Raw genomic sequence first — 12566 nt, 5'->3', positions numbered from 1 at the left:
GATTGAAGGGCGTTCAGTTCACGCGCACGCGATAGGTGTTCAGTGCGCTTTCCCCCGCGGGCAGGGGTTCGGTGAGGACCCACCGAACGGCGGTCACTTCGGATTCGGGAAGCGGCTCCTGGGTCATCCGGCCGTCGGCCCCGGCGACCCGGCGCATCGCGGGGAGGCTCGACCATTCGAGCCCGTCCTGTTCCGGGTCCATCTCGGCCTGAACCTCGAAAACGGCGGGAACCGAGGTCGATTGGGCGCCGAACGTCATGGATGCGCCCTGCGGAACCCGCGCCATCACCACGATGCCCGACAGGCCCTCGTCGGATACGTTCTCGTGGCGAATGCGGTACTGGATCACCTCGCCGGGCCGGACCGAGGACCTCTCGATGAGCTCCTCGCCGCCATCCGCCGCCGGCTGCACGATGCGATACGAGAAGTTGCTGGTCAGCGCGTCGGCCTGCGCGGCGGCACCCAGCAGCGAGCTGGCAATGACCGCCGGAATGATGCGGGTAATCCTGGGGAGGTAGTTGAACATTGCTGTCTTCCCTGATTGGCCGGACGAATCCGGCGGTTGCGTTCAGCGCACGCCGAAATGGCGCGCCATGAACCGATATTCCACGGGGAAGCCTGTTTTTTCAGTCGCCCAGAAGGCTAAGAATGAAACCAGGTAGGCATGGAAATAACCTATTGGATACGTTTCCTACCGAAGAGCCAGGGTAATGTCGTCAAGAGAGGGCTCTGGAATTAATGTGGCGCTCTGGCCAGTTTTAGCTTAAATACGGACGATTTGTAATTAACGCCTGGATTCTCGGCAGGTGTGCCGTACTTCATTTCGGGAGTGTGCGTGTACGGCCGAAGAAACCGCGATGACATCGACAAAGGGAAAGACCCGGCGGCAAGGGCCACCGGGTCCGAAAGGCTCTGTCAGCCGGAATGGCGGTTATCTGAACCCGGCGTCGCGGGCGATCATGGCGGCGTCGGTGCGGTTTCTCGCGTCGAGCTTGCGGCAGAGGGTCTTGACGTGCAGTTTGATTGTCACTTCCTGCAGCTCGAGGTCCCGGGCGATCTCCTTGTTCGATCTGGCGCACATCAGACCACGCAGCACCTGTCTTTCCCTTTGCGACAGATCCCGTTCGAAATCCGTCTCCTCTGTATCCTCCTTGCCCGAGATAAATCCGACGGGCGCATAAATCTCGCCCGCGGCCATGAAGCGGACGGCATTGATCAGAGACCTGGCGGGCAGTGTCTTGGGCAGGAAGCCGGTGGCGCCCATCTCCATCGCCTGCTCGGCGATGAGACGGGTGGCGGTCCCCGAGAGCAGCCCGACGGGACGTCCTTCGTTGATCTCCAGGACGGCCTTCAAACCCTCCAACCCCTTCATCCCGGGCATGGAGTAGTCGAGCAGGACGAGGTCGAACGGCTCCCCCGTGCGGATGACCTCGACGGCCTCGGCCAGGTTGCTGGTGGCCTTGGTGGTGGTGGTGCCGTCGGAATCGAGAAACATCGCGATCGTCTCGCGCACCATGTCGTGGTCATCTGCAATAAGAACCCTCAAGGACATGGGAAAACCTCCGATCTGTTCAACCCGGTCTTGCGCCGGGGGGGCGTCAAGCTGCCCCCATGTACGGCAGCGCAGGCATTCAAGTCACGGATCGAATACTTAAGAGTTTAATCCATACGTACGGATATGTCGGCCAACCGCATGCCCATGCCATTTTTTCGGCGTGGCGATCTAATCTCGGGGAATCATAACCTGTCTGAGGAGTGAGATCATGGCGCGACGCGGCCTGCGAAACAGGCGGGACGGGATCATTCCTTTGGATGCCAACGGCATGAATTGTCGATCCGAATTCCGCCACTTCCGGTCGGTCCGGCCGATGATCCGATAGGAGTTAAGGTAGTGTTGAACCTTTCCGACCATGAATACGGCATCTGGCCGGAGGCCCGCATGACCGGGGACAGGAGCTTGTACAGAAAGATCATGGTGCCGGCCATCGCTCTGGGGATGGCTCTGGCCGGCTTCCTCGTGCTCGATGTCTGGAGCCGGATCGGCGATCTGGCGCGGGCCGGTCATGACGCGGAGGCCTGGGCCTATTTCCAGCTCGAAGGGGACTATCTCAGGCTGGATCGCGCCATCGACCAGACGCGTGAGGTTGGCCCCCCGGCTCTGGACGACCTGCGCAAGCAATTCGACATTTTCTACAGCCGCGCCTCGCTGATCGAGGAGATGGAGGGGCTTGGCGCAACCGATCCCGGCGGCGCCCGGCTGCGGTCGGGACTGGACGACGAGGTCGCCCTGTTCCGCGGTTCGGACGAGGCTCTCTTGGCCGGCCTGGACGACCTGCAGACCCGGCTCACGACGCTGGGCGGTCTGCCCGGCGATATCGCGCGCGACGCGATCTCGGCCTCAGCCGACACTGCCGAAGAGGAACGGCAGCGTCTCATCACCATGCTCGAACTGCTGGTGTTGGTGGTTCTGTCGGTGACCCTCGCGCTCGCCCGCAGCATCGCGCGACTTCACCGCCAGGCCCGGACCGTAGAACGCACCACCCAGGCCGCCGAGACGATCCGGCGCGGACTTGAGACGACGCTGAGAGGCTCGCTGGACGCCGTTCTGGTCATCGACGACCAAGGCGACATCCGTGAGTACAGCGGGTCGGCCGAGGCGATATTCGGCTTCACCCGGGACGAGGTGATCGGCGAAAGTTTTCTGGAAACCCTGCTTCCTGCCGACCGGCGGGGAGAGCAGGAAAAGGCGCTGCAGCGGTTCCGCGAAACGGGCGAGACGACCTTCGCCGAAACCGGCCGGCATGAATTCACGATGCTGGACCGCAGCGGGCGCACCTTTCCGGGCGAGGTCTCGATCTCGATCAGCCGGTCCGAGGAAAGGACCATCTTCGTGGCCTACATCCGCGACATCACCGAAAAAAAGGAGAGAGAGGCCGAACTGGTCGAGGCGCACGAAGCCGCGCTCGAGGCTTATCGCGAGAAATCCCGTTTCTTCGCAATGGTCAGCCATGAGATGCGGACGCCGCTGAACGGCGTGCTCTCGGCCCTGCAATTGCTGGGGGACACCCCCCTCGACCGCGAACAGAGGAGATACCTGGACGCGGCGACCAGCTCTGGCGACATCCTTCTCGAGCACATCGACAACGTGCTCGCGATCGAGAAGATCGAGACCGGCGCGTCGGGCCGCAACCTTGTGCCCTGCGATCTGAGCGCGCTGACCTCGGATCTGATCGACATGATGGAGCCTCTGGCGCACACCAACGACGTGCGCCTGCATTTCGACCGAAGCGGCCTCGGGAACCGGCCGGTCCTCTCTCACCCCCGCGCGATCCAGCAGATACTGGTCAATCTGATCAGCAATGCGATCAAGTTCTCGCCCGGTGGCGACGTCACGCTGAAGGTCGGCCCCGTCCGGAACTCCGGCACGGCAGACCGCATCGAGTTCCGGGTGACCGACAATGGCAAAGGCATCGAGGCCGAACAGATTTCCAGGGTTTTCGAGGATTTCGTATCGCTGGACAATCGGTATGAACGCCGCACCGGCGGCACGGGGCTCGGCCTGGGGATCGTGCGCCGACTCGTCGAAAGTCTGGGGGGCGAGATCCGCTGTACCTCGGAGCTCGGCGAAGGGTCGGCCTTCTGGTTCGACATTCCGGCCGTTTATGCCGAGGCGGCGGCGGTTCTTCCTGTCCCGTCCGATGGCCAGAGCTTCGGGGGGGCCGGGCCCTTCCGTCTGCTCGTGGTCGACGACAACGAAATTAACCGCGACCTGCTTTCGGCGATGCTGGGTCGTCTCGGCCATTCCGCCGAACTCGCCTCCGGAGGGCAGGAGGCCATAGCGATCTCCTCGCGCCATCGGTTCGACGCGATCCTGATGGATATCTCGATGCCAGGCACAAGCGGCGTTCAGGCGACGCGGGCGATCCGCGCCGGCGACGGGCCGAACCGTGGCGCAACCATCATCGCCTTCACGGCGCATGCATTGCCGCATGAACGGAATGAATTCACCGCTGCCGGAATGAACGGAATTCTGCGAAAACCGGTCAAGATGTCCGAGTTGAGACAGGTTCTCGACGGGATCGACGGCGCCCCGCCCGAGGATTCCGCTCCGGCACTCCCCTCGGGCAGCGCGGCCTCCGCGGAATTCATCGACAGCGCCCAGATCTCCCAGCTTCTGGATGTCCTCGGCCGGGATCGGCTGACTGAACGCATCGCGACGCTCATCGACAAGATGAACGACGAACTGCCGTCCCTGACGGATGCCAGAACCCGCGACGACATCCAGACCCGATCGCATGCCATCGCCGGCATGTGCGGCATGTTCGGGGCGCGCCGGATGCACGCGGTGCTGCAGGAGATCGAAACCGCGTGCAAGACCGGTCAAACAGAGGCGGCGATGACGCTGGTGCAGGACATCCCGATCATCTGGGAGCGCACGCAGTTCGCCTGGCGGCAGCGGATCCTCCAGTAGCGTCGCGGTGCGGCCGCCACGCCTCCGGGGGTCGCGCACCGCCGCCAGCGACGGCGGCTTGCGGTTCCCCGCGGCCCGGTAAACGCAATCGAAAGCAATAGGGTCTATTGGAAGTGGCACCGTTTTGCGACGACCGCGCAGTGGCCAGGGTTCGGGGCTACTGCGACGTCCCGCCCGACGTCCCTCTCGGCGGGTTCGTGGGTCCGGTTTCCGTGAAGCGAGTTGCCCAGAGAGGGAAAAGGTCCAGTTGCGCATGATCAGACAGACGATCCGTTCCTTCGCCGCCACCGCCCTCTTCGTGGCGGGGGCGACAGTCGGCCAAGCAGGGAGCTTCAATCTCGACTGGGATGCGCTCGACTGGCCGGCAGGGTCCTTCGGGCCGCTCGACTACACGCTGCGGGACCAGTACGGATTCGAGATCGACGCGCGCATCTTCATGGCAGGCAGCCTGACCTCGGGGGCCGGCATCACCTCGCCCGACGACGTGCCGATCTTTGGCGGTAACGTCGACGCGCTGGTCCTGATCTCGGATGCACCTTCGGGTCAGGGCAGGGTCGGGGATGCCACGGCCGGCACCCGCCTGAGCTTCAGTTCCGGGGGCGTGGCCTTTCCTGTCGATGGCCTCGTGCTGGACATTCTCGACATCGACGCCTCGGACAACAATACCGCCACCGACCGATGCGACTTCGTCACCGTGACGGGCGACAACGGGAACCCCACGCTTTCGGCGGTCTCGGCGACACCGACCTTCGTGATCGGACCGGCGCTCGGGTCCGGAAACACCGGGCAGCTCGGCACGAACCAGGCCCAGTGTCTCTTCATCGACGGCCCCACGGTTTCGCCCACATCGAACAACGACGACACGGGCACGGTCCGGGCGACCTTTCCCGACGATACCTCGACGGCCGACATCTATTACGACGAATCCATCGGCAACGTGCGCTTCAGCTTTTCCTACGATCCTGCGGCGCGGGGGATCGCGGTTCTGGGGGATGCGAATTTCAACGTGGACCAGAGCATCGGCCTCACCCGGTCCGTGACCCCGGCAACCGGGTTCGAGGGCGAGACATTGACCTACACCTACACGGTCCGCAACAACGGCCGCCTGCCGTTCAACCCCGGTCAGGATGTGGTGATCGAGGACAGCAGGCTGGGCACGGTGACCTGTCCCGCCATCAGCGGCCCCGTCGCGCCCGGTGGCGACGTGGTCTGCACGGCCACCTACACCGTGACCGCGGCCGACATGCTGACGGGCAGCTTGGAGACCACGGCCACGGCCGGCATTGGCACGATCGGCACCGGTTTCGTTTCGCGGCTCCAGTCCAACAGTTCCAACTCGACCGTCGTGACCAGCATCGTGCCGGCCCCGGGCCCCCTGACCTGCACGCCGCAGCCGATCCTGAACAAACCCCGCACCCAGCTTGCGGGAACGGGCACCGCAGGCGCGCTCGCGGTCGGCGACACCTTCCTTTTCGACGATGTCGCCACCGACGGGGCGGGCAATCCGATCGATGTGGTGATGCGGATCGAAACCATCTCGGACGCGACGGGCGCGAACCTCAAGTCCTCGGGCATCGAAGCGACGATGTTTCCCGCCCGGAACTCGCACATCATCTACCGGATCAATTTGACAAAGGACGGGACGGCCACTCCGGCCAACCCTCTGGGCGAGCCGATCGACCAGAGCCGGTTCAACGGCGTGATCGTCCAGCAGACGGATGTGGACAGCAAGCAGTCCGATCACGATTCCAGCGACGTGGTCGGATTCCTCGACGGTACGGCGGCGATCACGCATTTCAACACCACCGAAATCACCGGATTCCCGACTGGTGGCACCGCGGTCGCCATGGATCCCGCGCGCTTCGGGGATCCGGCGAACTGGTATGACGAACCCAATCAATCCGCCTTCGACAACTTCGTGACCTATGAATTTCCGACCTTCGCCAGCGCGCGGTTCGTGCATGGCTTCACCGGCTCGGAGACCGACACCGGCTATCGCGGATCGAACATCCTGCTGTGCCCGATCACCGAGACCTCGACCACGGTGATCGCCGATGACGACGACTATACCAGCTCTCCGATCAACACCCTGGCGGGCGGCACGGCGGGTGAGGTCTATGCCAACGACACGATCAACGGGCTGGCCGCCACCCCCGCCACCGCCGATCTGACGGTGCTGAGTCCCGCGACCCCTCCGAACGCGGGCGATCCGGTGCCGTATATCGACACCTCGGGACTGGACGAGGGGCGCGTTGTGGTGCCCAGCGGTGTCTCGGCCGGGGTCTACACCATCGAATACGAGATCTGCGATGCGCTGAACCCGACGGACTGCGACCGGGCGCAGGTGCTGATCGCGGTCTTCGACGGCATCGGCCTGGATTTCGGCGATGCGCCGATCAGCTATCTCACACCGTCGCACGGGCTGGCGCTGGATCCCGCGGTCTATCTCGGCACGGCGGCTCCGGATTCCGAATTGATCGCGCAATCGGATTCCACCGCAACGGCAGACGATCTGGTGGGGCTCGACGACGAGGACGCGGTGGATTTCCCGGTGCTGACACAGGGCGCGATTTCCACCGTGAACGTCGAGGTGACGGGCGATGGCTATCTCCAGGCCTGGATCGATTTCAACGGTGACGGCCTGTTCGAGGAAACCTTCGGAGAGCGCATCGCCGGCGATCGCCGCGATGATGGTACCAATGACGACAACGTGGCCGGCGACGGGGTGATCCAGGTCGACGTGAGCGTGCCGTCCGACGCGACCACCTCCACCACCTTCGCCCGTTTCCGTTATTCGAGCGAGGCCGGACTGAACGTCGGCAGCTTCGCGGTCGATGGCGAAGTCGAGGATTACTCGCTCGTCATCGCCGCCGCCGATTTCGTCGACAGGGGCGATGCGCCGGCCAGTTACGGCGACCCGCGCCATGCAATCGTGCCCGACATCTACCTCGGCGCCGGTCCGCCAGACAGCGAGATCGCGCCGCAGAACAGCGACCGGGCCGACGCCGATGACCTCGCCGGCAGCGACGACGAGGATTCGGTCGCCGTCATGCCGGTGATGGAGGCCGGCACGCTTCAGCAGATCACGGTGCAGACGCGCGAGACGCTGGGCATTCAGTACGATCTCGGGATCCCCGTGTCCGAAGGCATCACCAACCTGCAGCTCTGGATCGACTTCAATCAGAACGGGGTGTTCGACCCGGCAGAGCAGGTCGCCACCAATGTCCGCGACGGCGGGGCAGGGGACCAGGACGGCGTATTCAACAACCAGATCGTTCTGAACGTACCGGTCCCTGCCGACATCACCAGCGGCTACAGTTTCGCACGCCTGCGCTGGTCCACCTCGAGTGCGCTCACGAACGATCCGTTCGACGGCCTCAACTTCGACGGCGAAGTCGAGGACTACCAGGTCCTGCTGTCGGCAGGGGCGGTGCCTTTCGCCTGCGACGGCACGCTCTACCGCGTGGCGCGGATCGACAGCCAGCTGCAGCGGCTTGCCTTCAGCGAGAACGGTGCCGGCGGGTATGCGATCACCGTCAGCGATATCGGCGATCCGGCGGGGGCGACCCATGACGGTGGATGGGGTTACAATGCCCTCGACGGGCTGTTCTATGCGGTAGCAGAGGCATCGCGCGATCTGGTGCGGCTCGACAGCGAGGGTCGGTTCGAGATTGTCGGCAGTCTGCCGGCCACTGCCGCGACGGGCACCTCCGCCGGTGATATCCTGTCGAACGGCGTGATGATCTACCGTGTGGCCGGCACGAGCGCGTTTCAGCTTGTCGACCTGACCGATCCCGCCAATCCGGCGGATGCCGGGCGGATCACTCTGACCGCCCCGGTCGATCCTGCCGACGTCGCCTTCAACCCCAACGACGGCATGATCTACGGTGTGAACCAGATCACCGGCAGGATGTTCTATTTCGATCCCGCCGGTGGCACCCCCGGCTCGCGGATCCCCGTCGAATTCGGGCCGGCGATCTGGACCGAAACGTACGGTGCCGTGTGGTTCGATCGTTTCGGGCGGATGTACGTGAACCAGAATACCAGCAACGAAATATACGAGGTCGATGTCGGCATCGGCGGCGACGGCACGGGCGAGCGCCAGTTGATCACCGTTCTGTCAGGCTCGGACGAGGCCCGCAACGACGGCGTGGCCTGCCCCTCCACGCTCGGTCCGCTCCCGCCCAACGGCGCGCTGGCCGGGACGATCTATGAAGATCGCGACGGAACGCTGAGCTTGACCGTCGGCGACCCGGCGCTCAGCCCGATCAGCGTGTCGGTGTTCGACGACAACGGCACGCCTGAAGACACCGGCGACGACAGCTTCGTGGTATCCGTCGCCAGCGCCGGTGACGGGACGTACCGGGCCGACGACCTCAGCGCCTCGGCCACCTATCGCGTCGAGGTCGACACCGCCGATCCAGACATTCCGGAAGAGCTCGGACTGGTGACCGCCAACCCCTATACCGGCCTGCGCGTCGCGGCCGGCAGCACCCGGCGCGGCACCGACTTCGGCTTTGCGGAAAGCGGCGCGGACCTATCCATCGCGGCGCAGATCCTGCGGGCCTCGGACGGACAGACTGCCGCCAGCGCCAGCGCCGGCGAGGCGCTGGACCTTGTGCTGACCGTCACCAATGACGGGCCCTCCGATACAACCGGGGTGACCGTGATCGACCTGATCCCCGATGGTTACGCCTATGTCTCCGACGATGCTGCCGCCCTGGGCGACAGCTATGACCCGGGCACCGGGCTCTGGACACTGGGGAATATGGCCGTTGGCGACAGCGAAACGCTGACGATCCGCATGACGATGCAGGAGACGGGCGAACACACGAATACGGCAGAGATCACCGCATCCGATCGCCGCGATCCCGACAGCAGCCCGCGAACCGGTGCGCTCGTCGATGACCTGGGCGACGGCGTCGCCGACGATGACGAGGCCAGCGTGACGGTGGCCCTCTCCGGCGCAGGCGGTCGGCTCTCCGGCCGGGTTTTTCTGGACAACGGTGCAGATGCGACGGCCTATGACGGCCTGCAGGGCGGAACCGAGGCGGGCATCGGCGCGGCCGTGGTCGAGGTGTTCGACAATACCGGAACGTTGATCGACACTCCCGCAGTCGCGGCGGACGGAAGCTGGAGCCTGACGCTGCCGGCCGGCTATTCCCAGGCGGTGACGGTCACGGTCCGGCCGCAGGACGGGGTCCGCGTGGTATCGGAAACCCCGCAGGCGCTGCCGGGTCTTGCCAATGCCGGCGCCCGGGACGGGACCTTCACCTTCACCCCCGCGCCCGACACGCCCTATCCGAACATCGACGTGGGCGTGATCCGCGGCGCGCGTCTTAACAGGGACCAGCAAACCGCGATCCGGCCCGGTCAGGTGGTGTCGCTGAAGCACGAATATCTGGCCGATGCGCCGGGGACGGTAACGTTCTCGGTGGACAACGAACGGTCCGGTACCGCCGGCGGGTTCAGTACGGCCCTGTTTCTCGATCTCTCCTGCGACGGCAGCGGCGATCAGCCGATCAGCGGGCCGCTGGCGACCGGTCCCGACACGCTTCACTGCATCATCGCCCGCGTTTCCAGTTCGTCGGGGCTGGGGCAGGGCGCGACCTACAGTTTCAACCTGAACGCGGCGACCAGCTATACCGGCATCGGCCTGGGCGAGAGCCATGTGAACACCGACCGGCTGACCGTCGAAGCCGGCCTCGGGACCCTGTCCCTGACCAAGACGGTGCGCAACCTGACCCAGGGAACGCCCGAGGGGATTTCGAACGGCGCAGCGGCGGGTGATGTGCTGGAGTACCGTATTTACCTCGAAAACACCGGGACGCGTCCCGCGACCGACATCCAGGTCCATGACCGGACGCCGGCCTACACGGAACTCGCCGCCCCCGTGGTCACGCCGGAGACGATCGCCGACGGCGTCTCCTGCGACCTCGTCACCCCCGCGACGAATGTCGCAGGCTACTCGGGCTATCTGAGCTGGCAATGCAACGGCTTCTTTTCCCCGGGGGCCAGGGGCGTGGTCGCCTTCAGGGTCACCATCGCGCCGTAATCAGACACAGCGCCCCACTGTCGCGCTCTCCTTGCGCAGAAATGTGCCCCGGCGGTTGCTCCTCAGGGCGCCGAGCGGGCAAGCGCGTGAGCCTGAGTTCGACCGATCGTCCAACGAGGCCGAGGCGACCTAGGCTTACACCAAGCCGACCTCGCGCACCGAAAAACGTCTCGGTTATCCAAGCTCGCGGGTGGATGCTTGGCGATCCGGTTTCTACAAGGCGCTGAAAACGTGTCGAAAATCAAAGTATTTTCCATTTCAAACAAATTACTTGAAAATGAAAATAAAACTCGACACCATCGGGAAAACCATAGAGTCGCGCCGCCTTTGCGGTCGTGACAGCAGCGGAGGGTTAGGCCTTGTACTGGATTTCGGCGTTCATCATTCTCGCGATCCTGCTGGCTGTCGCGATCTGGTTTCTGCAGAAATTCTACGCCAAGGCGACGCTGGAGACGGCCCTTGTCCGGACCGGGATGGGCGGGCGCCGCGTGCTGACGGACAGCGGCTGTCTGGCCCTGCCGATCGTGCACCAGCTGCAGCGCGTCTCGATGCAGACTGCGGCGATCGAGGTGGCCCGCACCGGGCGCGAGTCGGTGTTGACGGGCGATCAGCTGCGCGCCGACATCATGATGGAATTCGAGGTCCGCGTCGGGTCTGACCCCAAGAGCATCGCCACCGCGGCGCAGACGCTCGGGCACAGGATCGCCCGCAGCGGCGACGCTTTCGAGGAGGTGCTGGGCGGCACCCTTGCCGGAGCGATCCAGACGGCGGCGGCGGCCCGGTCACTGGCCGACATTCACCTTGGCCGCGCGGGCTTTTGCGACGAGGTTGCCCAGATCGTGCGGACTCAGGCCGAGCGGATGGGGCTTGAGCTGGTCTCGGCGTCGCTGGTGTCGGTCGATCAGAGCGATCTGAGCCAGCGCGACGAGAACAACGCCTTCAATGCCCGCGGAATGCGGCGGCTTGCCGAGCTGGTGGCGGAAGAGCGCAAGGCCCGCATCGCGGTCGAGACGACGACGGAAACCGCCCTGCGCGAGCACCGGCTGGCCCAGCACCAGCGGCAGATCGAACTGCAGCGGGCCGAGCGCGAGGCCGAGATCGGTCAGCAGGAATACCTGGCGCGACTCGAGGCCGAGGCGGAGAGCCGCTCGGCAGCCGCCCGCGCCGAGGCGAAACGGGCCTCGGAGACCGCCCGGATCGAACAGGAGCGCGAGACAAGGTCCGCCCAGGTGGCGAACGACGAGGCGCTGCGTCGCGCTGAAATGAAGGCGCTGCTGGAACTGGAAGAAGCCAAGATCGACAACGACATCCGTCTGTCGCAGGCCCGGGCCAAGGAAGCCCAGGCCAAGGCCGAGGAGGAAGAGGCCAAGGCCAAGGTCATTCTCGCCGCCGAAGGCGTGCAGCGCCAGAAGGACCGGGCCGTGACCGAACGTGAACGCGAGATCGCCCGCATGAAGCAGGAGCGCGACATCGAATTGGAGGATGCGCGGGTGAAGAGCGATGTCGGCACGCTGCTGGCCAAGGCGCAGGCCGATGCCTCGGCCAGGACCACCGCCGCCAATGCCGAGAAGGCCGCGATGGAGGCAGAGGCCGCCGGCCGGACCGCGCTGAACCACGCCGAGAACGCGCTGAGCGATGCGGTGATCCGGATGCGCCTCGAAGAGCGCCGCCTCGACAGGATGCCGGAAATCATGACGCAGATGATGAAACCCGTCGAAAAGATCGACTCGATCCGGATCAATCAGATCGGAGGGGTCGGGGGCGGTTCCGGCGCGGGCGAGGGGGTCGACGGGGCCTTCGGGGCCGCGATGGACCAGATCCTCGGCATGGCGGTGCGCCTGCCCGCGATGAAGCAGATGGGCGAGGAGATCGGGCTGGACTTCGACGTGCCGACCGCCGGGCGAACCGCCGATTACGCCAACCGCATCAAAGGCAAGGACGGGCCCGGCCCGAAAGAGCCGAAGGACGTGAACCCCAAAGGCAAAGAGTGACCTGAAGTCACCGTTCCACCATCCCGACACCCAACAACGGAGGACATGA

The 12566-nt window shown here is 65.0% G+C and carries 5 protein-coding genes; 3 read left to right on the top strand and 2 right to left on the bottom strand.

Annotation, left to right across the window (positions count from 1 at the left end):
* Window positions 1-13 precede the first annotated feature (13 nt).
* Entirely contained in the window at window positions 14-526 is a 513-nt protein-coding gene (locus tag OB2597_RS01755) for a hypothetical protein (protein ID WP_009803785.1), read from the bottom strand.
* Between the two features lie 405 nt (window positions 527-931).
* Window positions 932-1552 carry a response regulator gene (locus tag OB2597_RS01750; protein ID WP_040608891.1) on the bottom strand — a complete coding sequence of 207 codons (621 nt, stop codon included), beginning with the start codon at window positions 1550-1552 and terminating at the stop codon, window positions 932-934.
* A gap of 405 nt (window positions 1553-1957) precedes the next feature.
* On the opposite strand from OB2597_RS01750, the gene OB2597_RS01745 reads away from it, so the two are divergent.
* From OB2597_RS01745 to OB2597_RS01735, 3 genes are all read left to right on the top strand, one after another.
* A complete protein-coding gene (locus tag OB2597_RS01745) occupies window positions 1958-4471 on the top strand; it encodes a hybrid sensor histidine kinase/response regulator (protein ID WP_161601021.1) in 2514 nt (837 codons plus the stop codon).
* Between the two features lie 253 nt (window positions 4472-4724).
* On the top strand, window positions 4725-10526 hold the full coding sequence (locus tag OB2597_RS01740) for a GEVED domain-containing protein (protein ID WP_009803782.1): 5802 nt from the start codon (window positions 4725-4727) through the stop codon (window positions 10524-10526).
* A 359-nt stretch (window positions 10527-10885) separates the two neighbouring features.
* Window positions 10886-12517, top strand: a complete 1632-nt coding sequence (locus OB2597_RS01735; protein ID WP_009803781.1) for a flotillin domain-containing protein — start codon at window positions 10886-10888, stop codon at window positions 12515-12517.
* Window positions 12518-12566: the final 49 nt, after the last annotated feature.

Source organism: Pseudooceanicola batsensis HTCC2597, assembly GCF_000152725.1.
GTDB lineage: Bacteria > Pseudomonadota > Alphaproteobacteria > Rhodobacterales > Rhodobacteraceae > Pseudooceanicola > Pseudooceanicola batsensis.
Note: the sequence above shows the minus strand (reverse complement) of the source record. Positions and strands in the feature narration are given on the sequence as shown.